The sequence below is a fragment of the Burkholderia sp. AU30280 genome, from assembly GCF_020420125.1.
Lineage (GTDB): Bacteria > Pseudomonadota > Gammaproteobacteria > Burkholderiales > Burkholderiaceae > Burkholderia.
This window is the reverse complement of sequence record NZ_JAIZRY010000002.1, coordinates 369,917-392,862: the sequence shown is the minus strand read 5'-3', so window position 1 is coordinate 392,862 and position 22,946 is coordinate 369,917. Positions and strand designations below refer to the sequence as shown.

The following is a 22,946-nucleotide window of genomic DNA, read 5'->3' as shown; positions in this document are numbered from 1 at the left end:
GATACGGTTCGCGTGTCGTTCAGGCGCCGTGCGCCTCGACGCGCAGCGTGAACTGTGCATCGTCGCGCGCGAGCACGAGCGTCGCGCCGGCCGGCACGTCGAGCGCGCCGCCGGCGAAGCGCGCGGCGACCGGCAGCTCGCGGCCGCCACGATCGGCGAGCACCGCGAGCTCGACCGCGGCCGGACGGCCGTAGTCGAACAGCTCGTTGAGCGCCGCGCGCACGGTGCGCCCGGTGTACAGCACGTCGTCGACGAGCACGATGCGCGCGCCGTCGACCTCGAACGGCAGCGACGTCGGGCTGGCCTGGCTGTGCAGCCCCTTCTTCGCGTAATCGTCGCGATGCAGCGCGACGTTCACGACGCCGAACGCCGGCGCGCCAAGATCGCGCGCGAGGCGCTCGGCGAGCCATGCGCCGCCGCTGTAAATGCCGGCGAGCCGCGGGCCACCCGGTTCGGCGAAAGCCGAGCCGTACGCGGCGCGGATCTGGTCGAGCAGGACGCGGTAAAGCGCCTCGGCGTCAATGGTGCTCATGGTCGGACAATTGATCGAGATACTGTTGAAGGATGACGCGCGCCGCCTCGGCATCGAGCATCTCGGCCCGGGCGCGGCCGCGCACGTTGCGCTCGCGCAGCCCGGCCTCGGCCTCGACCGACGAATAGCGCTCGTCGACCCACGTGACGGGCAGCCCGAAGCGGCCGTTCAGCTGATTGCCGAAGCGCTTCGCCTGCTGCGTCATGTCGTGCGGCGTGCCGTCAGGGTGCATCGGCAGGCCGACGACGAGCGCGTCCGGCCGCCATTCGGCCAGCAGGTCGCCGACCGCCTTGAAGCGGTGTTCGCGGTTCAGGTTCTGGATCACGACGAGCGCACGGGCCGAGCGCGTCAGCGCATTGCCGATCGCGACGCCGATACGCTTTTCGCCGTAGTCGAACGCGAGGAGCGTCGCATCGCGCGCGCTCGCGCCACTCATGCGTGCCCTGCTTCGCCGGACAGCATCGACGAGCTGACGCCGAGCAGGCCGAGTGCGGCTTCGAAGCGCTCTTCGGCCGGCGTATCGAACACGATGCGCGGATCGGCGGCCACGGTCAGCCAGCCGTTGCGGGAAATTTCTTCCTCGAGCTGCCCTGCCCCCCAGCCCGCATGGCCGAGCGTCAGCAGGAAGCGCTTCGGGCCGGTGCCCGTCGCGACCGCCTCGAGCACGTCCTTCGACGTGGTCATCTCCAGCCCGCCCTCGACCGACATCGACGAGTTGTAGCTCGCGCCCTCCACCGGCTCGTGCAGCACGAAACCGCGCTCGGTCTGGACCGGGCCGCCGAAGTACACCGGGATGTGCAACAGCGGCTCGATGTCGAGCTTCAGGTCGATGCGGTTGAACAGCGATTCGAGATCGATGTCGGTAGGACGATTGATGACGAGGCCGAGCGCACCGCGCTCGCTGTGATCGCAAAGATAGACCACCGTTCCCGAGAACGTCGGATCGGCCATGTTCGGCATGGCGATCAGGAACTGGTTGGTGAGATTGATGCGATCGGAAGGCTTTGACATGGTTTGAATTTTAGCAAAGACGCCGCGGCCTGACCGGGCCGCGATCAACAAGCAACGCCGCACCGCGCTGGCAACGGCGCGCACGAATCACACGGCACTCTAACACGCGCGCGGGCGCTGTCGGGAGCGTGTTGCGGGCCCGCGCGGCAAGGGCCGCCGCCGCGTGTTCGCCCCCTCGTTCGTCAGGCCCGGCCGAGCGCCGCGCCGAGCGCGCCGGACGCCGCGGTGAGGTCCGGCGGCGCAACGCCGGCGGCAATCTTCAGCAGCGCCGCGCGCAGCATGTCGGACGCGTGGCCGTGTGCATCGAGGCCGCCGTCGGCGAGCGGCACGCCGTGCGCCGCACGCCGCCACGCCAGGCCGAGCGTGTCGGCCAGAAGCGCCGCGTGACCGAGCCCGAGCGCACATGCTGCCGCGCCGACCCGGTAGGCCGCGCCGGACGCATGCCATGCGGCACCCGCGTCGGCCCCGGCCGGATCGGCCGCAAGGTCGGCCATCGACGCATCAGCCGTCTGCAGGAAATCCTCATAGGCATGCGCATTGACCGTCACGACGCCGAGCGCGCGAGTCGGCGCGGCGGCGACCGCATCGTGCTCGGCCCGGGCGGCATCGGCCTCCCACAGCGCTTCGGACGCGGGCGTGCCGGCAACGTGCCAGTCGACCGTCAGCCCGTAGTCGTGCAGCACGTCGACGAGCGCGACATCCTCGGCCGCGGCGCCGAACAGCGCGAAATCGCGCCACAGCAGCGCCACCGTCTCGCGCACGAGTTCGGGCGGCGCACTGCGCCGGCCCTGCGCGTGCTCGCCGAGCAGCAGGTTCATCCGCGCGAGAAAGCGCTTCAGCTCGGGCGCGCCGCTGGCACGCAGCGCGCGCACGCACGCGGCCGCGAGCCGCCAGAAATCGTATGGATCGTCATCGGCGAGCGCGGCCAGCACCGCATCGAGTTCGTCGAGTGCCGCATCGGGCGTGCGATGTTCCGCACGCAGCACGCCAAGCAGCGCCTGTTCGTAGCGGGCGCGAATCCGGGTCGCGAACGCATCGGGCAGCGCGCGCAGGGTGGCCGGCGGCACCGCGCGGCCGACGAGCGCGAGCGCGTCGAGCGGCGCGTTGGCGCGCAGGTCGGCGGCGCTTTGCGCGCGCAATGCGCGGAAATGTTCGAAGAGAACGGGTGAGCAGGCGAGCTCGCGCAGGTTGTGGCGTGCGACGGCCGCGCGGAAATCGCGCAGCGCGGCACGCCAGCCGGCCGAAGTCGGCTCGACGGCGACGAGCGGCACGGCGGCCGACAACTGCCCCGCGAAACGCGCGGCCGGCAGCCAGCCGGCTTCCGCCAGCACGGCCGCCGCAGCGGACAGCGGCGCGGCCGCGTCGTCGCGATGCTCGAAAGCGTCGGCGGCCGCCGCAAGCCATGCGTCGGCCGCACGCACGGCCCCGCCGCGCGGGTTGGGCAGTGCGTCAGGGTGGGGAACGTTCGCCGGTTCGGGCCTCATGCACACGCACGCCTGTCATCGTCAAGTCGCTCGCGCGAACCTCGACGCGCGAGCGCCGGGCCGATGCGAGGCCTGAGCGGTGTGTCCGTGGGCCAAGGGTCCGGTCAGATCTGGACCATCTCGAAGTCTTCCTTGCGGGCGCCGCATTCAGGACACGTCCAGTTGATGGGGACGTCTTCCCAGCGCGTGCCCGGGGCAATGCCCTCTTCCGGCAGCCCGGCTTCTTCGTCGTAAATCCAGCCACAAATCAGGCACATCCAGCTCTTGTATTCCATCTTAAGCCGCGTCGGGAAAGTCGGTAAATTCGGGAGCCATGATGGTACCGTGTCGGGGCCGGACTGCCTAGCAATCGCGCTGGAGTAACGCAACTACGTTGCGCCGCGCTAAAAAATCCATCGTGCAGGCCGGATTCCGCCGCATAATGACTGAAAAGTGCGGCCTGCCGGGCAACACAGGGCCAAAAATGCCCATTTCGCCTCGCCGTCCGCATGCCCGTCGCTTTCCCGTTTTTCTCTTGCCCCATTTTTACATGTCCAGCAACGCCCCTCCGATCGTCCTCACCTTCGGCCTGTCCGATCCCACCGGCGGCTCCGGCATTCAAGCCGATCTGATGACCTTGGCGAGCATGGGCTGTCACGGCGTGTCCGTCCTGACGGGCTACACCGTGCGCGACTCGGCCGCCTGCGACGAAGTGACCGGCCTCGATCCCGACGTGGTCGCTGCCCAGGCGCGCATGCTGCTCGAAGACATGCCGGTTGCAGCGTTCAAGATCGGCGCGGCGACGCGCGCGGAAGTCGTGAGCGCAATCGCCGAGGTCGTCGCCGACTACGACGGCGTGCCGCTCGTGCTCGCGCCGGACTTCACGCTCGACGACGAACACGTGCTCGCAGCCGACGACCTGCGCGAATCGATCGCCGACCTGCTGGCGCCGCAAACCACGCTGCTGGTCGCCGACTACGCGACGCTGATCGCGCTCGCGCAGCCCGACGGCGACGCCGAGGCGCCGAATCTCGACGCGGCCGTCTCGCACCTGCTGTCGCAGGGCTGCGAGTACATCCTGTCGTCCGAGACGGGTTCGCACCGGCTCGTCAACACACTGTACGGCGAGGAGGGCCAGCTCCGCGAGGACATGTGGGATCGCTCGCCGCACCGGCTGATGGGCATCACCGATACCTTGGGCGCGGCCATCGCGGCACTGCTCGCGAACGGCCAGGAACCGCCCGAAGCCGTTCGCGAGGCGCAGGAATACCTGTACCAGTCCGTGCGTGACGCGTTCCGGCCCGGCATGGGTGCGTACCTGCCCGACCGGTTCTTCTGGGCGCGCGGCAACGAAGACTCGGACACGCCGCCGGCCGTGAAGGCCGACACGGTGCCGAGGACGTCGCACCGGCATTGAGGTCAGCACGGCGGGACATGCCCCGCCGCTGCCCCGCCGCTGCCCATGTCACGGCCTTGGGGCGCGACATCTTCGGCCACCCTGCGCACGCATCGAAATCCGTGCGCACATAAAAAAAGACCCGCATCGCTGCGGGTCTTTTCTTTTGGCTGGAACGCGCATCGCTGCGCGCTCCGGACACCATCGACCGAAGTCGATTACATGTCCATGCCCATGCCGCCCATGCCGCCCGGCATGCCGCCCGGCATCGGTGCGTCTTCCTTCGGCAGTTCGGCAACAGCTGCGTCCGTCGTCAGCAGCAGGCCTGCAACCGAAGCTGCGTTCTGCAGTGCGGTACGCGTGACCTTGGTCGGGTCGACAACACCGGCTTCGACCATGTCGACGTACTCGCCCGTCGCCGCGTTGTAGCCGTAGTTGCCCTGGCCTGCAGCAACTGCCGCCACCACGACGCTGGCTTCTTCGCCGCCGTTCGTGACGATCTGGCGGAGCGGCTCTTCCATGGCGCGCAGCACGATCTTGATGCCGGCATTCTGGTCGGCGTTAGCGCCGGTCAGGCCTGCGATCGCGGTGCGAGCGCGGATCAGCGCAACGCCGCCGCCTGCCACGATGCCTTCTTCCACAGCTGCGCGCGTTGCGTGCAGTGCGTCTTCGACACGTGCCTTCTTTTCCTTCATTTCGACTTCGGTCGCTGCGCCGACCTTGATCACTGCAACACCGCCGGCCAGCTTGGCCACGCGCTCTTGCAGCTTTTCACGGTCGTAGTCCGACGTCGCTTCTTCGATTTGCGCGCGCACTTGCTTCACGCGTGCTTCGATGTTCGCGGCTTCGCCTGCGCCGTCGATGATCGTCGTGTTTTCCTTGCCCACTTCGATGCGCTTCGCCTGGCCCAGTTCTGCCAGCGTTGCCTTCTCGAGCGTCAGGCCGGTTTCTTCCGCGATCACCTGGCCGCCGGTCAGGATCGCGATGTCTTCCAGCATCGCCTTGCGACGATCGCCGAAGCCCGGCGCCTTGACCGCAACGGTCTTCAGGATGCCGCGGATGTTGTTGACGACCAGCGTTGCGAGCGCTTCGCCTTCGATGTCTTCAGCGATGATCAGCAGCGGACGGCCTGCCTTCGCGACTTGCTCGAGCACCGGCAGCAGATCACGGATGTTCGACACCTTCTTGTCGTGCAGCAGCACGAACGGGTTGTCGAGGACGGCGACTTGCTTTTCCGGATTGTTGATGAAGTACGGCGACAGGTAGCCGCGATCGAACTGCATGCCCTCGACGACGTCGAGTTCGTCGGCCAGCGACTTGCCGTCTTCGACGGTGATGACACCTTCCTTGCCGACCTTGTCCATCGCTTCAGCGATGCGATCGCCGATCGACGTGTCGCTGTTCGCCGAGATCGAGCCGACCTGTGCGATTTCCTTGTTCGTCGTGCACGGCTTGCTGATCTTCTTCAGCTCTTCGACAGCCGCTGCAACTGCCTTGTCGATGCCGCGCTTCAGGTCCATCGGGTTCATGCCCGATGCGACGTACTTCATGCCTTCGCGGACGATCGATTGCGCGAGGACGGTTGCCGTCGTCGTGCCGTCGCCTGCGTTGTCGCTGGTCTTGGAAGCCACTTCCTTGACCATTTGCGCGCCCATGTTCTGGAGCTTGTCCTTCAGCTCGATTTCCTTCGCGACCGACACACCGTCCTTGGTGACCGTCGGGCCGCCGAAGCTGCGCTCGAGCACGACGTTGCGGCCCTTCGGACCCAGCGTGACCTTGACTGCGTTGGCGAGAATGTTCACGCCTTCGACCATCTTCGAACGGGCGGAATCGCCGAATACGACGTCTTTAGCTGCCATCTTCTAACTCCTTGAATTCTTGGGAATATGTACCGTCGGCGGACGCTTACTTGGCGTTGACCACGGCCATGATGTCTTCTTCGCGCATGACCAGCAGTTCGTTGCCGTCGACCTTCACGGTCTGGCCTGCGTACTTGCCGAACAGAACGCGATCGCCGACCTTCACGTCGAGCGCGATTGCCGCGCCCTTGTCGTCGCGCTTGCCCGGGCCGACGGCCAGGACTTCGCCCTGATCCGGCTTTTCAGCAGCGGCGTCGGGGATCACGATGCCCGAGGCGGTCTTGGTTTCTTGATCCAGGCGCTTGACGATCACGCGATCGTGCAAAGGACGAAGGTTCATATTCACTCCTCTCTTGACTGAGATTGAAGAACGCTTAGGGAATCTGCCCGGCTTGGCGCCTGGCAGAGAATTGTTAGCACTCTCGTGCAGCGAGTGCTAATTATATGGACGGGTTTTGACAAATTCAAGAAGGGGGAGTGGCGGTTTTTTTTCGGGCCGGCGAGGCGCGCCCGGCTTTGAGCCTTGATCACTTGGGCGCGTGCCCGGGACGACCGGGACGAGGCAGGAAAAGCGGAGATATATCCAGCGAAAACAATAACTTACAGAGATCCGCATCCGAGAGCCGATGTGAGCTGGGAAGACGCGTTGAGCCGCTTGCCCGAGCCGTCGGCACGGATCCCCCCGGTGGCCACAGTACCCCAGGGAAATCCCGTACAACAAGCCGCATCCCAACAAATTAAATGGGGCGCGGACGCTCCGTTGCGCTCGCGATGCGAACGCGCGGCAGCCCCCTCGCCCCGTTGGACCGACGAATCCACCTGAATTTTCTACAGTAGCGCAGGCACCGGACGCTCGGAAACGGCACGCTGCGACACGTGGCCAGGGACCGCAAAACGTTCCACCGTCGAACCTTTGTCGACCGTATCGAGCCGGTAGCCATGCGTATATACGGCACACAATTGAAGCCCGTTTTCCGGACGAAGCACCAGTTTTTGTCGAAGTCGATAGATGTGGGTGTCGAGACTCCGGGATGTCCCATCCAGCGCCCGCCCCCACGCCAGCGTCGACAACAAATCCCGGGAAAGCACGTTCCCGATGTTATTGAACAAGAAATTTGCCAGCGCAAATTCCTTTGCCGTCAAATCGACGATTTTTCCGTGCAGCGTGATAGTACGCGCAAGCGGATTCAGAACATACGCGCCGATCTCGACCCTGCCATCGAGTTTTTTGTTGCGGCCCTTTCGACGCAACAGCGCATTGACGCGAGCGGCCAACTCGATCTCGCGGAACGGCTTACCGATGTACTCGTCGGCGCCCGCGTCCAGCGCGGCAGCGACATCTGCTTCAAGCGTTCTCGCAGCCAGGAACAAGACGGCCGGTTCGTCGCCGACGTTAGCCCGAATCCAGTGCAACAAATTCAGGCCGTCGGCATCCGGAATTCGCCAATCGAGCACGATGAGTTCGACCATCTCCCTTTTTAGATACCGGACGGCTGTCGCGCTATCGCTCACCCGGAAAATTTCCCGATTCGTCCCTCGCAGCGCCCTTTCAAAGGCTGACGCCTGACCCGGATCCCCTTCCACCAACAAGATACTCATAACACCCCCAGCCTTCGTCGACCCGAATGATTTACATCGCACACCAAATCGATCGCACGGATACACCAGTACAAACTTGACGTCTTATTTTTAACCACTGCCGATCGATTGAAACCAGCCTCACCTCAACACCAACCTCAAAACCCGATCAGTCCACAGCCTTCCGACCTGATCCGTCACCCTATTTTCAAAAGTACGCCTCCCTGCTATGCACCTGGCGCCAACGAACGGCGCGGGCGATACCGGTTGGCAGAACGTCGCAAGCGTCTCATCGCGAAACTGCCAAGCACTCCGGCACCCTTGTTGACGACCTTCAATCCCGCCCTCGAGCCGGCAATGAGTCGAACCGATTCGTCGTCGCTGGATGCAACGCGACCCATCCCGCGTCAGCATGTCAGTCAGATGTTACTGACATATTAGTAGAATATCGAAGCACTTGCCCGAGATCAAAGGGGGTAAACCCGTTCCCTAACCTTGACCCTTTTAGCCTCGAGTTGAAAACAGGGGACGCCCGCTCTAATATGTTAGTAATATTCTTTTGGCGATCGCTTAGGCACATGAACGGACTGACGGGTAACACCCTTGCCGAACAGGCTCACCAGAAACTGGAAGAACTCATCGTGACGCTGGAACTCGCGCCCGGCAGTGTCTGGTCGGAGGCGTCGCTTGCGGAGAAGCTGAATACCGGGAGAACACCCGTTCGCGAGGCCGTACAACGATTGGCTGCTTCGCATCTCGTTCAGGTCGTTCCGCGTCACGGCATCATGATTACCGTGCCGAACATTCACGACCAGTTGCTCGTGCTCGAAACACGCCGTGAACTGGAACGCCTCATCGCGCAGCGCGCTGCGCGGCGCGCCTCGCCCGAAGAGCGCGCGCAGATCCGCGACGTCGCCGACGAACTCGACGTGGCAGGCGAATCGCGCGACGTCGTCGCCTACTTGAGGCGCGTATATGTGGCCAATCAACTTACCGCGCAGTTTTCGCGAAATCGCTTCGCCGCCGAGGCCATTGCGCCATTACATGCGTTGTCGCGCCGCTTTTACTTCATGTATCACAAACAATTGAATGACTTGCCGACCGCAAGCCGGCAGCACACGCGGGTCGCACGCGCGATAGCCGACGGCGACGAGCAGCAAGCCGGGGTTTCATCAGACTTGATGATGGACTATATAGACGCATTTACGCGAGACTGCTTCACCCGCGATTTCGAGCCGAATCATCCGCGAATCGCGGTCTGACAATGCGCCGCTGCCGCCATTCAACGCATTGACCTGGGCGGCGCCTTCTTATCTTTACATCGCATTCTTATTTCACACGCTCGATGAAGCGAGCAGGCCGCCACGCCTGGCGTATGCCGCGCAAACTCAACGCCGCACATACGGCAGCGCCTCGACGTCACGACTGACGATTGGCGCGTGCAACGCGATGACTGCGATGTGAAGACGACGATCCTGTTCTGATATTGATGGGATTACGCCCGTCGCAACCCGCAATTGCGTCGCCGTGCCATCAACGTGCGATTCCACACCGCTCGATCAGCCCTTCCACCTGCGCCTCTCGGACGGGTTTCGAAATATAGTAGCCCTGACAATCAATTTGAGGCATCGCTCGCAGCCACGAAAATTGAGCCTCGGTTTCAACGCCCTCGACGACAACATGCTTTCCCAAGCGGGTCCCAAGCTCGACGAGCGTTTCGACCATGGTTCTCGATTCGACGTTCTCGTGGACGTCGCGCATGAAAGACCGGTCCAGCTTGAGCGTATCCGCTTCGAGACGATGCAACTTGCTCAGCGACCAACATCCCGAACCGAAATCGTCGATTGCAACGCTCGCTCCCATCCTCCGAATCGAAGCGATAGCTGCTGCGAGTGCTTCGATCGGACCCGGATCGATGGATTCCGTCAGTTCAATTTGGAAATTCGCGGCACACACAGCATGCGAATCCAGAACAAAAGACAAGCGTTTTGCCAACCCCTCCCGGGTAATCTCACGAGCAGGAAAATTTGCAGACAGAGACAAGGTGTCGTAACCGAGTGCAGCCCAACCAGCAAGCACCCGCGCAGACTCATCGATCACGTAATCGGTAAATCGGCGTGTCAGATGCGAATTCTCGACAAGGTCAATGAACGCCGCCGGCATCAACACACCACGCTCCGGATGATGCCAGCGTATCAACGACTCGAATCCGGACAGCAATCCCGATTGAAGACGGAGCTTTGGCTGATAGACGAAAAAGAACTCTCTCCGAGCCAATCCACGCTCCGCGTCTTCGACAAGATCATCAGTACTGCAACGCACGGCCATAGCATCCACAGCGATCCCCCATGCACACGCTCGGCATCGCAGTGCCTGCCGATACAGCGTCGCTCCCACACCGTGCTATTCGTCGGCCGTGCGTCAACATGCGACTACTTCCACTGGTACAGCATGCCGGCGCCGATCACCCGCTGACCGCCGCTGAAGCCGCCGTTGAGCGACGCCTTCAGGTTGTCGGTGATGCGCGCCTGCATGTTGACCGCCATCGCTTTCTGGCCGAGGAAGGTCGACGTACCCAACCCCACCCCGAAGTTGGCGTCGCGATCGATCTGCGGGATCGACGCCATCGCGCCGACGGCCGCGATACCCTGCTTCGCCATCTGGTCGGTCTGCTGCAGTTGCGAACCCAGCGAGTTGATCTGCGCCTGCTGGCCCGACAGTGCCGTCGACAGCGTCGACTGCACTGCATTGAGCTGGTTCACGTTGACCGCATCGGTGCCCTGCGTACCCGGAGCCACATTGATGATCTGGCGCTGCTGCGTGTCGCTGCCGACCGACACGACGTTCTGGCGGCCGCCGTCCGTCGAATTCGCGCCGATCGCCACCGAGTTCGAGCCGGCGGTGACCTTCGGCGCGTCGCTGCCGGTGCCGTTCATGTCGGCGGCGACGCCGGCGGCGTTCGTCGTATTCGTCGTCATCAACGTGGAAAGCTGACTCAACTGGTTGTTGATGTTCGTTACGCCGGTCGACAGCGAGGCCACGTTGTTGTTCGTCGTGCTCAGGCCGGTGGACAGCGAGCCGATGCCGGCCGCCGTCGATGTCGACAGCGCGTTGATCGCAGTCGACGTCGATGTGGACAGCGAGGACACGTTGCTGTTGGTCGCGCTCAGGCCCGTCGACAGCGAGTTGATCCCCGTCGACAGCGACGCGACGTTCGTCGCGGTCGACGTCGACAGGTTGTTGACCGCCTGGTTCGTCGCGTTCAACTGGCTGCCGTTGATCGCGTCCGTGCTGGTGGCCGAGACCTGGCCAGCTGCGACGTTCGTGATCTGGCGTTCCGCGCCCGGCGAACCGACGCTCAGGACGCCCACCGGATTGGTGCCGAAGACCGAGTACGTGACACCGCCGACCATGACGCTCGACACCCCGACCGCATTGCCCGTGACCGAGTTCGCGCCGAGCGCGATCGAGTTGGCGACGTTCGCGGTGGCGTTCGAACCGAACGCGAGCGCGTTGGTGGCGCTGGCCGTGGCGCTCGAACCGTAGGCCTGCGCGCCGACGGCGCTTGCCGTGGCCTGGTTGCCGAGAGCGATCGTGTTGTCCGCGGTGGCCTGGCTCGAGTTGCCGAATGCAAGCGCGCTGTTGCCGGCTGCCGTGCTCGCGTTGCCGAGCGCCACTGCGCCGGTGCCCGTCGCCGTGTCGTTCGCCCCCATCGCGACTGCGCCGGTGCCCGTCGCGACGCTCGGATCGCCGATCGCGACCGCGCCGTCGCCGCTCGCGGTATTGCCGGAGCCGATCGACACGGCCTTGCCGCCGGTTGCCGAAGCGCTTTGACCGATCGCGACCGCGCCGTCCGATTGTGCGTTCGAGCCGTTACCGACCGCGACGCTGCTGGCGCCCGCGGCAGTTGCGGCTACGCCGGCGGCCAGCGAGTAGATACCCGTCGCGGCGCTGTTCGTGTAGTTCGCTCCTGCCGTACCGCCATCGTTGACGCTGTAGTAGTGCGTCTTCGCGGCTTCGATCGCAGTCGAGGTCGACGTGGACAGCGACGTCATCGAACTGTTGGTCGAGCTCAGGCCCGTGGAAAGCGAGCCGATGCCGGTCGAGGTCGAGGTGGACAGGGACAGGATCGTGCTGTCGGTCGAGCTCAGGCCGGTGGACAGCGAGCTGATGCCCGTTGAGGTCGACGTGGACAACGAGGAGATCGAACTGTTGGCCGACGACAGACCGGTCGAGGTCGAGGTCGACAGCGACGACACCGTGCTGTCGGTCGAACTCAGGCCGGTCGACAGCGAATTGATACCTGTGGAAGTCGACGTGGACAACGAGGAGATCGAACTGTTGGCCGACGACAAGCCGGTCGAGGTCGAGGTCGACAGCGACGTGATCGAGCTGTTCGCCAACGACAAACCGGTCGACGTCGAGGTCGACAGTGACGTGATCGAGCTATTCGCCGACGACAAACCCGTCGACGTCGAGGTCGACAACGACGTGATCGAGCTGTTGGCCGACGACAGGCCCGTCGAGGTTGACGTTGACAGCGACGTGATCGAACTGTTGGCCGACGACAGACCGGTCGACGTGGAGGTCGACAACGACGACACCGTGCTATCGGTCGAACTCAGGCCGGTCGACAGCGAATTGATGCCGGTGGAAGTCGACGTGGACAGCGAAGAAATCGAGCTGTTGGCCGACGACAAACCGGTCGACGTCGAGGTCGACAACGACGACACCGTGCTATCGGTCGAGCTCAGGCCGGTCGACAGCGAGTTGATGCCTGTGGAAGTCGACGTGGACAGCGAAGAGATCGAGCTGTTGGCCGACGACAAGCCCGTCGACGTCGAAGTCGACAGCGACGACACCGTGCTATCCGTCGAGCTCAGACCGGTGGACAGCGAGCTGATGCCCGTCGAAGTCGACGTCGACAACGAGGAGATCGAGCTGTTCGCCGACGACAAGCCGGTCGACGTCGACGTCGACAACGACGACACCGTGCTATCGGTCGAGCTCAGGCCGGTCGACAGCGAGTTGATGCCCGTCGACGTCGACGTGGACAGCGAAGAAATCGAGCTGTTGGCCGACGACAAACCGGTCGACGTCGACGTCGACAGCGACGACACCGTGCTATCGGTCGAGCTCAGGCCGGTCGACAGCGAGTTGATGCCCGTCGACGTCGACGTGGACAGCGACGAGATCGAGCTGTTCGCCGACGACAAGCCGGTCGACGTCGAAGTCGACAACGACGACACCGTGCTATCGGTCGAACTCAGGCCAGTCGACAGCGAGCTGATGCCTGTGGAAGTCGAGGTGGACAGCGAGGAAATCGAGCTGTTGGCCGACGACAGACCGGTCGACGTGGAGGTCGACAGCGACGACACCGTGCTATCGGTCGAACTCAGGCCAGTCGACAGCGAGCCGATGCCTGTTGAAGTCGAGGTGGACAGCGAAGAAATCGAGCTGTTGGCCGACGACAAACCGGTCGACGTCGAGGTCGACAGCGACGACACCGTGCTATCGGTCGAGCTCAGGCCGGTCGACAGCGAATTGATGCCTGTGGAAGTCGACGTGGACAACGAGGAGATCGAACTGTTGGCCGACGACAAGCCGGTCGAGGTCGAGGTCGACAGCGACGTGATCGAGCTATTGGCCGAAGATAAACCAGTCGAAGTCGACGTGGACAGCGAACTGATTGAGCTGTTTGCCGACGACAGACCGGTCGACGTCGACGTGGACAGCGACGTGATCGAGCTATTCGCCGACGACAAACCGGTCGACGTCGAGGTCGACAATGAGGTGATCGAGCTGTTCGCCGACGACAGCCCCGTCGAGGTCGAGGTGGACAACGACGTAATCGAACTGTTCGCCGTAGACAGGCCGGTCGACGTCGAGGTCGACAGCGACGACACCGTGCTGTTAGTCGAGCTCAGACCGGTGGACAGCGAGGTAATCGAGCTGTTCGCCGACGACAAACCCGTCGACGTCGAGGTCGACAACGACGTGATCGAGCTGTTGGCCGACGACAGGCCCGTCGAGGTCGACGTCGACAGGGACAACACCGTACTGCCAGTCGAGCTCAAGCCGGTCGACAGCGAGCTGATGCCTGTCGACGCCGAGGTGGACAGCGACGTGATCGAGCTATTGGTCGATGACAAACCGGTCGAGGTCGAAGTCGACAATGAGGTAATCGAGCTGTTGGCCGACGACAAGCCCGTCGACGTCGAGCTGGACAACGACGTAATCGAGCTGTTGGCCGACGATAAACCGGTCGACGTCGACGTCGACAGCGACGACACCGTGCTGTTAGTCGAGCTCAGGCCGGTGGACAGCGAGGTAATCGAGCTGTTCGCCGAGGACAGCCCCGTCGACGTCGACGTGGACAACGACGTCAATTGGGAAAAATTCACCGCGTCGGTCGGATTCGTACCCGCCGCCAAATTCGTGATCTTGTTGCTGTTCAGCGATGTCACGCCTGACAACGTTATCCCGCTTGGGCCGTACAGCGTAATCGCACCCGTGGCATTGTTTCCGGTCTGCCCGACCCAGATATAGGCTTTAGTGCCACTGAGGCCGCCGGTAGCATTCGGGCTCTCCGCTATGATTACGCCAGTCCCGGTTCCGCAGTTTCCCTCGTCCGCAGTGAAAGGACCGGTTTGTAACGAAGTGTTCGTCCCCGAAAGATTCGTGGTGGTCGTAGCAGTGCCATTACAATTTGCAATGGAACCCGCCCACGCATCAAGGGGTAACGCTGCTGTCACCAAGATTCCTGTTGCAGCCAGAATTCCCGAGACGCCAGGCCCAAACCGCATCGTCTGCGGGCGAAATGCGCTCTGGTCAGACGAATTCTCACCTTCCTGCAAACAAGCGCTCTTTGAAGCCTTACCGCGCGTGCGCGTCAGCTCGGACGTCGCAATCCACGCGCCCAGCGACTCATTCCAGATCGATCGAAATATCCGATTCATTGCTCACCCCGCCTCATTATTCACCCGGACACTCATTAACCTCACGATCTTCATAACAATTGATTTAATTTTGATCGCAAAGAGATTAATGAAATGTCATCAACAAAAAATATTTTTAAACTCTTACCGCAGACGTACCACTTCGATTACCCGCAAGCCACACCAGTTGTTTCGATAGCGCTTGGCGTTGAGCGATCGCCTTGACGAGTAATTTCGCCAAGCACGCGATGTTCAAGCAGGTGCCGCACATATGATTCCGCGAAATTTATCGAGTGCGCGCTTCCTCGGGGCTTATATCGATGCACCATCATTCCTATCAGGCGAATCACGATCGGAACATCCGTGAGAATTTAAGCCGTTTGAACCGCCACAATGAAATTAAAACAGGCACCCAGTTCACGACATAAGTCATGATCACCACAGCACCCGAATTGCCGTGTCGATCAACACGACAACCAATTTATATTTAAATTCCGTCTGAAACACCTTAAGCAAAACAGACACCCGGAGGCATGAAACACCCAATCTTCGCTCCATTGCGAAGATCAAATGCCTCAATCTTCACGATCAAAACTGGATATCTCGAACTGCTTGCGATCCTTGTCGCGAATCCACTCGGGCGCACGCCCTACCCCTGACCATGTCGCTCCGCTGACAGGATCAAAGTAGCGCGGCCGCCGTTTGGTCGCCTGCCGCAGGACATCGACAGTAAAAATATCTTCTGGAGCAAAACCGAACTCTCGAACGCAATACCTGATCTCGAGCAAAATCGCCTCCATGGCGACTCGGCGCTCTTCAGAAATACGAGACTCCAGCTTCAATTTTTTATCCAGATACTGTCGATACGAATCCAGATTTCTCATTGAGATAATTACCAACCGCCATTCATCATCAAGAAAAATGTCGATCGAGTCGACAACCCTAAAACATCATGCGACTCGTTCCATTTTTTGTTATTTGTCGCAGATGAATCGCAACACTAGCGACAGCCAATCATTATTCGCTGCCCCGCCCTACGCACAATCCCAGACACAAAAACAACCGGATCGCACCCTACTCATGCTTCAACAATCCCTATGACGCATCGTATATCTGCGACGAGCAACGATTGACAACATTTGTCACACATCAATCGCTCCCCAATTGATCCAATCCGTTCATAAAAGTTGACAAAAAGACTGTCGAGAAATGCCACTCTATTACGCAAATCAGACCTGCCCCCCGGCCACGAGACCACGAGGCATCAAATCAAACCATTGCAATTCCCTTTCAATTCATTCAAAAAAGTGAATCAGCTCCAATGCAAGCAGGCATGCGCGGATTCGAGCAACACGATGAAAAATGGTGCCAATGAAAATTCTTGCTGTTGACGACGAACCAGCACAGGCGGCGCTTCTCCGCGACACACTGATCGCCGAGGGATACGATGTCCGGAGTTCCACCGCGGGCGCGGAGGCCATCCGCTTCCTCGAAACGGACACTGTCAATCTGGTCGTGCTTGACTGGAACTTGCCGGATATCTCCGGACTGGAAGTCCTCGCCTGGATTCGCACACGAATCGGCAGAGATCTCCCCGTGCTGTTCCTGACGAATCGAGTGCGCGAGGACCATCTTGTCGTCGCACTTGAGGCAGGTGCCGACGACTACATGGTCAAGCCCATCCGTCGCAATGAATTGATCGCAAGAGTCCGTGCTCTTCTGCGGCGGGCCTATCCAGTCGATTCAAATCCCGCATCGATCTGTATTGGTCGTTACCGTCTGGATCTCGCGACCGAGACCGTATTCTTAAGCGATGAGCCGATCAAACTGACATCCAGGGAATTCACCGTTGCCGTTGCACTGTTTCAAAATTGTGGCCGCGCGATGCCGCGAGAAGCGCTGATCAAGTCGATATGGGGGCGCCATAGCGACCATATTTCCCGGACGCTCGATACCCATATCTATCGTGTGCGGTCCAAGCTGCGTATCGGGCCCGAAAACGGTGTTCGGCTTCGCGCCGTCTACAACCACGGCTACCGCCTGGAGCAGATCGATTCGAATCCCTCGAACAATGCCGAATAGTCAGGGCGCGCCTTCGTGTCAACACTCGGCACCGCGTGCGCGCCGACGTCGTTGCGGCAACGACATCGGCGTTTCGAGCGGCACACTGTCGAATCCGGTCAGGAGCCGTGACATAGCGCGCGCCTGACGGGTGTACGAACCGGTGTTGAAGACGCGACCCGCGAGCGATGAACACCGCCGCGGGTTCCGGGTAACCAGGGCGGGCGATGGCCCTTCGTGATCCCGGCGCTGTCGCTGCTCGTTCAGTTGCACGGTAACGATGAGTTCCTGCAGTCAGACGATCGCGCCGAACTGACCACCGTGCGATGAGTTCATCCTGGCGAGCCTTCACCTGCGCATTCGTCACCTATTCCGGCTCATACCCGTCTTTCAGAGACAACTGCTTGTCGACATCAGTGATCGACGAGCCATCGACCATGGGTTCCATCTCTGCCGGTACCGTCAATTGCCATGCGAGCGCCGTGACGGTCAGAATTCGATCCAGGGAATATTGCATTTCTCAATCTCACATCGGAAGCCACGGATCGCATCCATCCCCCCAGATTCAACTGCCCGAAATCCAACCGGGTGCCGGGCCGAACAGGAAACATCGTTTCGGGCATCGGTACGATCGCGACCTATACTCGAAGCTGCACGAGCCGGCGTTACCGAGCCCGCTCGCGCTGCTGCCCGATGATCGACTTCGTCGAGCCCTGGATCAGTCGAGCATCAAGTGGCACGGGCTGGCCGTGTGCGGGATGATAGACAAGCCAGGCCACGAAAATAACCAGTGCGGCGGCACTTCCCCACAGCATCAACAAAACACGCATCCTCACTTCACCTTCGCCGGTTTTACCGCGGCATGCACGACTTTTTCCTGCGGTGTCGGCGCCGTTTCCAGGACGATCACCAGTGTCACGACAAGTGCGCAGATCACCAGACCGCACATGCCGAGCATCGCTTTATTCATTTCGGCGCCGCCACTGCATCGTTAGTCCCGATATCCCGATCGACCTGCCTCGGCGAGGGCGCGCCCACGGGCAACTGAAATGTGACTGGAAGCCTCGAGGCGATTCGATTGCCGAACAGGCGGCTACGCCGCGCGCGTCGGTCATGGGCGCATCGACCTTGGTACTGCCGGTCGCGCGCACGTTGCCGCCGACGCTACGGGACGTACAAGTCGCGCAAGATCTCGAGCCTCGATAACAAGCCAGATCTTTCGACAAACCTTGAACACATCCGCAGTTACATCACTCGTTGCCTCAAAAAAAGCCAAGCGCGAGCTTGGCGTCAAATCCGAGGGGAAGTGCTCCGGTAACAGAGCAGTGACGATGGTACGCGTCCGCACACGGCGAGATTTGAACGATTGTCACATTCAGAAAGAGGGATCATTTGCGGCCTTCGGCGATCATCGTCACCGGCCTGCAAGAACCGGCCATTCAAAAGCAAGCGAACGATCGGCTCAACGACGGAAGCGCGCATCGTCCGGAAGCCTCGCTTCGGCAACAAGGTCCGTCCGAATCTGAACGAGCCTCAACATCAACCGTCGGAACCCCGCACGAATAAGACAAATAAACCCTTACAACGCAAACCCTGACGAACGGCCGCGCGCACAGCCGGCGGGCTCGCACGGTTCGCGAATTTCACACGGCCTGTTTGCGCATCGGGAAAGCACGGAGTTCGTGCGGCCGGTGACATCGCATAATGAACCTCAATAGCGACGCCGATTCCGTCCTCTGGAACGCGCCATTTGGCGCGCGCCGGATGTCTCTAGCGCCGCCCCTCGCGAATCTATCGATCCGCGTCAAATCATTCATTTTCATTACGCCGATATTTACGTTTAACTTCTCTGCTAAACACGGAATACCCGCTGTCCGTAAGCCCTTGGATTACATTCAGTAATTTAGATGCGAATCATTCTCGTTTACATTGACTTTCCGATTTGACACTCCTACGATGCGCCGCGTTGCGTTCATTTTCATGCTCCGGCCAATCGGCGCCGAGCGTCCGGACAGCGACCGACAAGCAGGATTCCACACTAAATAGAACCACGGATTTGATATGAAGTTTGCGTCGTCCCAGGGAGACAGCGTCCGCGCCCGGATGCGCCCCGCCGCCTGTGCGGCCATCCTCGCGTGCGCGTCGTTCGCGAGCGGCACGGCTTTCGCCGAAGTGCCGGTCGACGCGCAGCCCGAAGCACCCGAGGCCGACCTGGCGATCCAGGCGAAGCCGACCAACATGTGGACCGGCGTCTGGACCCGCCAGAACCTGCTCGGCGACATGGGCGGCATCCGCCCGTGGCTCGGCAAGTACGGCGCGACGCTGCAGATCACCGAAACCAGCGAATACCTCGCGAACCTGCGCGGCGGCCTGAACCGTGGCGGCGCGTACGACGGACTGACGACGGCCACCTTGACGGTCGACACGCAGAAAGCGATCGGCTTGGCCGGCGGCACCTTCAACGTCAGCGCGCTGCAGATCCACGGCACCAACCTGAGTGCACGGAACCTCGGCACGCTCAATACCGCGAGCGGCATCGAGGCGCAGGGCACGACGCGCCTGTGGGAGCTGTGGTACCAGCAGTCGTTCCTCGACAAGCGCGTCGACGTGAAGATCGGCCAGCAGAGCCTGGACCAGGAATTCATGGTCAGCACGTATGCGAACACGTTCGTCAACACGATGTTCGGCTGGCCCGCGCTGCCTTCGTACGACCTGCCCAACGGCGGTCCTGCGTACCCGCTCGCGGGCCTCGGCGTGCGCGTGCGCGCGCAGATCACGCCGAAGCTCACCGCGCTCGCAGGCGTGTTCGACGGCGATCCGCTCGGCAACAACCCGAGCAACCTGAGCGGCACAAACTTCAACCTGCACAACGGCGCGCTCTACATCGGCGAGCTGCAGTACGCGCTGAACCAGCCGTCCGACGGCGAAATGGACACCGGCCGCTCGAACGGGCTGCCGGGCACCTACAAGATCGGCGTCTGGTATCACAACGGCCGCTTCGCGGACCAGAACGTGGGCACCGACGGATTGTCGCTCTCGGATCCCGCATCGAACGGCGACGCGCAGCAGCATCACGGCAACTACAGCTTCTACGCGGTGGCCGACCAGATGATCTGGCGCCCCGACCCGAGCGGCGCGAAAAGCCTCGGCGTGTTCGCACGCGTGATGGGTGCGCCGGGCGACCGCAACCTGGTGAGCTTCTCGGCCAACGCAGGGATCGTGCTGAAGGCGCCGTTCGAAGGCCGCGACAACGACAGCGTCGGCCTCGGCGTCACGTACATCCAGGTCGGCAGCCACGTGACCGACCTCGACCAGGCCGCGCGGATGTTCGCGACCGGCCCGTACGGCGTGCGCACCCGCGAGACGACGCTCGAGGCGACCTACCAGTACCAGGTCAACCCGTGGTGGATCGTCCAAGCCGACGCGCAGTACACGTTCAACGCCGGCGCCGGCCAGAACCCGAGCGACGCGACCCAGCCGCTGCGCAACACGTTCGTGCTCGGCGCGCGTACGACGATCACGTTCTGAGCGACGCGCCCACGCTGCCCATTTTTCGCGCGCCGCCAGCACGGCGCGCTCCCCAGGAGACTCACATGAATCCATCCGCCCCGCTTCGCCGCCTCGCGACGGGCGCACTGGCCGCCGCCGCACTGACGGCCGCCGCCGGCGCGCTGGCCGAGCCGCAAGGTTTCCTCGAAACGCTGCATCGCCACATCACGCTCGTCAACACGGTGCCTGACAACGGCGACCAGAACCCGTACGCGATCGCGGTCGCGCCGGTGTCGGCCGGCACGATCCAGGCGGGCGACGTGCTCGTCGACAACTTCAACAACTCGGCGAACCTGCAAGGCACCGGCAGCACGATCGTCAACTACCGCCCGTCGACGAAGCAGATGAGCCTGTTCGCGTCGATCCCGCGCGACCTGAAGGCGTGCCCGGGCGGCGTCGGCCTGTCGACGGCGATGACGATGCTGAAATCCGGCTGGGTGATCGTCGGCAGCACGCCGAGCAACGACGGCACGACCAACACCAAGGGCGCCGGCTGCCTGATCGTGCTCGATCCGCAAGGCAAGGTCGCCTCGACGTGGTCGACGCCGAACATCAACGACCCGTGGGGCAACATGGCCGTGGTCGACCGCGGCGACAGCGCGACGCTGTTCGTCAGCATGGCCGGCTTCGGCGTCGGCGGCGCGGACGGCAATCCGCCCGTCTACAAGCAGGCGACCGTGCTGCGTCTCGACCTCGACGTGCCGGCGGGCAAGCCGCCCGTGATCAAGCAGGAAACGGTCGTCGCGAGCGGCCTCGGCGCGCAGGCCGACAAGGGCGTGTTCCTGGTCGGCCCGACCGGCCTCGCGCTGTCCGGCGACCAGAAGAAGCTGTACGTGTCGGACGCGATCGGCAACCGCATCGTCGAGATCGACGACCCGCTCACGCGCGACACCAGCGCGGGCGTCGGCCGCCAGGTCACCGCCGACGGCTTCCTGCGCCGCCCGCTCGCGCTCGCGACCGCACCGAACGGCCACCTGCTCGCGACCAACGCGCAGAACGGCCAGGTCGTGGAGATCGACCCGGTCGCCGGCAAGCAGATCTACGCGCGCTGGATCAATACCGACAAGGCGCAGACGCCCCCCGGCAACGGCAACCTGTTCGGCATCGCAATGACGCCTGAAGGCGACGGCTTCTACTACGTCGCGGACGACGTGAACACGCTGTTGCTCGCGAAGTAACGGAGGCCACCATGTCAGACGATTCCAAGCAGCCGCCACGCCCCGCGCGGCGCGGCTTCCTGAAGGCGGGCGGCGCCGCGATGGCCGCCGGCCTCGCGGCGGCGTCGATCCCGGCCGCGAAGGCCGCGGATGCGCCCGCCACCGCACCCGCACCCGCACCCGCACCCGCATCCGCGCACGACGCCGTCGAGCCGTTCTACGGCCAGCACCAGAGCGGCATCGCGACGCCGCAGCAGCGCCACGCATATTTCGCGGCGCTCGACCTGACGACGGCCCAGCGCGCGGACGTCATCGCGCTGCTGAAGACCTGGACCGAAGCCGCCGCGCGGATGACGCGCGGCGACACCGCGTTGCCGCTCGCCGCGACGGGCGGCGACGAAGTCGCGCCGGCCGACGGGGGCGACGCGCTCGGCCTCGGCCCCGCGCGCCTGACGCTGACGTTTGGCTTCGGCCCCGGCCTGTTCGCGCTCGCCGGCAAGGACCGCTACGGCCTCGCGAAGCATCGCCCCGCCGCGCTCGTCGACCTGCCGCGTTTCAACGGCGATCAGTTGTTGCCCGAGAAGACCGGCGGCGACCTGTTCATCCAGGCGTGCGCGGACGACGCGCAGGTCGCGTTCCACGCGGTGCGCCAGCTCGTGCGCCTCGGCGCGAAGGCGACGCAGATGCGCTGGGGCCAGGCCGGCTTCACGTCGGGCAAGCCCGGCGAGACGCCGCGCAACCTGATGGGCTTCAAGGACGGCACGATGAATCCGCCGATGTCCGATCCGGCGGCGATGAACGAATTCGTGTGGGCCGGCAGCGAAGGCCCGGCATGGATGAACGGCGGCACCTACACGGTCGTGCGCCGGATCCGCATCACGCTCGAGCATTGGGACAACACGGAGCTCGGCTTCCAGGAGCAGGTGGTCGGCCGTCACAAGTACAGCGGCGCGCCGCTCGGCCAGAAGAACGAGTTCGAGGCACTCGATCTCGATGCGACCGACAAGGACGGCAACCCGGTGATCCCCGACAACTCGCACGCGCGCCTCGCGTCGCCGCAGTTGAACAACGGCGCGCAGATCCTGCGCCGCGCGTACTCGTACAACGACAGCACGAACTTCTACATCGAGCGCTGGCCGCCGTGGCGCCAGCAGACCGAGTACGACGCGGGGCTGATGTTCGTCGCGCACCAGCGCGACCCGCGCAAGGGCTTCATTCCGATCAACGAGAAGCTCTCGAAAATGGACATCATGAACCAGTTCACCACGCACGTCGGCAGCGCGATCTTCGCGTGCCCGCCGGGCGCGCAACCGGGTTCGTACATCGGCGCCGCGCTGTTCGAGGCATGACGACGCACAACGCAAGCCAACGCATATCTTCCCGGCGCGTCCGGGTGCAACCT

Annotated in this window: 19 protein-coding genes and 1 pseudogene; 6 read left to right on the top strand and 14 right to left on the bottom strand. The window is 62.8% G+C overall.

Annotated elements, in window-relative coordinates; all coding sequences use genetic code 11:
* Positions 1 to 19 precede the first annotated feature (19 nt).
* The 5 genes from pyrR to LGN17_RS05820 all read right to left on the bottom strand — a co-directional run bounded on the left by pyrR (position 20) and on the right by LGN17_RS05820 (position 3,302).
* On the bottom strand, positions 20 to 532 hold the full coding sequence (pyrR, locus tag LGN17_RS05840) for a bifunctional pyr operon transcriptional regulator/uracil phosphoribosyltransferase PyrR (protein WP_175966846.1): 513 nt from the start codon (positions 530 to 532) through the stop codon (positions 20 to 22).
* The gene (ruvX, locus tag LGN17_RS05835; RefSeq protein WP_027788201.1) at positions 519 to 968 is read right to left on the bottom strand and encodes a Holliday junction resolvase RuvX; all 450 of its coding nucleotides are present in this window, start codon (positions 966 to 968) and stop codon (positions 519 to 521) included. The genes pyrR and ruvX overlap by 14 nt, the downstream gene beginning before the upstream one ends.
* Positions 965 to 1,543, bottom strand: coding sequence for a YqgE/AlgH family protein (locus LGN17_RS05830; protein WP_011351143.1), 579 nt, complete (start codon positions 1,541 to 1,543; stop codon positions 965 to 967). Before LGN17_RS05830 ends, ruvX begins: the two co-directional genes overlap by 4 nt.
* Positions 1,544 to 1,725: 182 nt before the next feature.
* Positions 1,726 to 3,027: a hypothetical protein gene (locus LGN17_RS05825; protein ID WP_226195510.1), complete on the bottom strand. Its 1,302-nt coding sequence runs from the start codon at positions 3,025 to 3,027 to the stop codon at positions 1,726 to 1,728.
* Between the two features lie 104 nt (positions 3,028 to 3,131).
* Positions 3,132 to 3,302: a rubredoxin gene (locus tag LGN17_RS05820; RefSeq protein WP_004186709.1), complete on the bottom strand. Its 171-nt coding sequence runs from the start codon at positions 3,300 to 3,302 to the stop codon at positions 3,132 to 3,134.
* A 254-nt stretch (positions 3,303 to 3,556) separates the two neighbouring features.
* Here LGN17_RS05820 and LGN17_RS05815 point away from each other — a divergent pair, with 254 nt between their 5' ends.
* Positions 3,557 to 4,423 (top strand): hydroxymethylpyrimidine/phosphomethylpyrimidine kinase, encoded by an 867-nt coding sequence (locus tag LGN17_RS05815; protein ID WP_226195509.1) that lies wholly within the window; start codon positions 3,557 to 3,559, stop codon positions 4,421 to 4,423.
* A 197-nt stretch (positions 4,424 to 4,620) separates the two neighbouring features.
* Here the strand turns inward: LGN17_RS05815 and groL are convergent, their stop codons facing one another.
* The 3 genes from groL to LGN17_RS05800 all read right to left on the bottom strand — a co-directional run bounded on the left by groL (position 4,621) and on the right by LGN17_RS05800 (position 7,860).
* The gene (groL, locus tag LGN17_RS05810) at positions 4,621 to 6,261 is read right to left on the bottom strand and encodes a chaperonin GroEL (protein ID WP_175951514.1); all 1,641 of its coding nucleotides are present in this window, start codon (positions 6,259 to 6,261) and stop codon (positions 4,621 to 4,623) included.
* Between the two features lie 46 nt (positions 6,262 to 6,307).
* Positions 6,308 to 6,601: a co-chaperone GroES gene (gene groES, locus LGN17_RS05805; protein ID WP_175951513.1), complete on the bottom strand. Its 294-nt coding sequence runs from the start codon at positions 6,599 to 6,601 to the stop codon at positions 6,308 to 6,310.
* 488 nt (positions 6,602 to 7,089) lie between these two features.
* A complete protein-coding gene (locus LGN17_RS05800) occupies positions 7,090 to 7,860 on the bottom strand; it encodes a response regulator transcription factor (RefSeq protein ID WP_226195508.1) in 771 nt (256 codons plus the stop codon).
* 557 nt (positions 7,861 to 8,417) lie between these two features.
* Between LGN17_RS05800 and LGN17_RS05795 the strand changes: the two genes are divergently transcribed.
* Positions 8,418 to 9,101 (top strand): GntR family transcriptional regulator, encoded by a 684-nt coding sequence (locus LGN17_RS05795; RefSeq protein WP_226195507.1) that lies wholly within the window; start codon positions 8,418 to 8,420, stop codon positions 9,099 to 9,101.
* Positions 9,102 to 9,372: 271 nt separating this feature from the next.
* Here LGN17_RS05795 and LGN17_RS05790 read toward each other — a convergent pair whose 3' ends face one another.
* The 4 genes and pseudogenes from LGN17_RS05790 to LGN17_RS05780 form a co-directional block, all read right to left on the bottom strand.
* On the bottom strand, positions 9,373 to 10,236 hold the full coding sequence (locus tag LGN17_RS05790) for an EAL domain-containing protein (protein ID WP_226195506.1): 864 nt from the start codon (positions 10,234 to 10,236) through the stop codon (positions 9,373 to 9,375).
* 35 nt (positions 10,237 to 10,271) lie between these two features.
* Positions 10,272 to 14,594, bottom strand: coding sequence for a YadA family autotransporter adhesin (locus tag LGN17_RS05785; RefSeq protein ID WP_413227010.1), 4,323 nt, complete (start codon positions 14,592 to 14,594; stop codon positions 10,272 to 10,274).
* A 153-nt stretch (positions 14,595 to 14,747) separates the two neighbouring features.
* Positions 14,748 to 14,798 (bottom strand): annotated as a pseudogene (locus LGN17_RS36840) (ESPR-type extended signal peptide-containing protein); the annotation flags it as partial.
* 554 nt (positions 14,799 to 15,352) lie between these two features.
* Entirely contained in the window at positions 15,353 to 15,661 is a 309-nt protein-coding gene (locus LGN17_RS05780) for an H-NS family nucleoid-associated regulatory protein (protein WP_226195505.1), read from the bottom strand.
* Between the two features lie 487 nt (positions 15,662 to 16,148).
* Between LGN17_RS05780 and LGN17_RS05775 the strand changes: the two genes are divergently transcribed.
* On the top strand, positions 16,149 to 16,859 hold the full coding sequence (locus tag LGN17_RS05775) for a response regulator transcription factor (RefSeq protein WP_226195504.1): 711 nt from the start codon (positions 16,149 to 16,151) through the stop codon (positions 16,857 to 16,859).
* A gap of 346 nt (positions 16,860 to 17,205) precedes the next feature.
* Here LGN17_RS05775 and LGN17_RS05770 read toward each other — a convergent pair whose 3' ends face one another.
* Positions 17,206 to 17,355 (bottom strand): hypothetical protein, encoded by a 150-nt coding sequence (locus LGN17_RS05770; RefSeq protein ID WP_226195503.1) that lies wholly within the window; start codon positions 17,353 to 17,355, stop codon positions 17,206 to 17,208.
* A 315-nt stretch (positions 17,356 to 17,670) separates the two neighbouring features.
* Positions 17,671 to 17,808, bottom strand: a complete 138-nt coding sequence (locus LGN17_RS05765) for a hypothetical protein (RefSeq protein ID WP_226195502.1) — start codon at positions 17,806 to 17,808, stop codon at positions 17,671 to 17,673.
* 1,091 nt (positions 17,809 to 18,899) lie between these two features.
* Between LGN17_RS05765 and LGN17_RS05760 the strand changes: the two genes are divergently transcribed.
* From LGN17_RS05760 to efeB, 3 genes are all read left to right on the top strand, one after another.
* Entirely contained in the window at positions 18,900 to 20,366 is a 1,467-nt protein-coding gene (locus LGN17_RS05760) for a carbohydrate porin (RefSeq protein WP_226195501.1), read from the top strand.
* 65 nt (positions 20,367 to 20,431) lie between these two features.
* A complete protein-coding gene (locus LGN17_RS05755; RefSeq protein ID WP_226195500.1) occupies positions 20,432 to 21,565 on the top strand; it encodes a hypothetical protein in 1,134 nt (377 codons plus the stop codon).
* Between the two features lie 11 nt (positions 21,566 to 21,576).
* Positions 21,577 to 22,893 carry an iron uptake transporter deferrochelatase/peroxidase subunit gene (gene efeB / locus LGN17_RS05750; protein WP_226195499.1) on the top strand — a complete coding sequence of 439 codons (1,317 nt, stop codon included), beginning with the start codon at positions 21,577 to 21,579 and terminating at the stop codon, positions 22,891 to 22,893.
* The last annotated feature ends 53 nt before the right edge of the window (positions 22,894 to 22,946 follow it).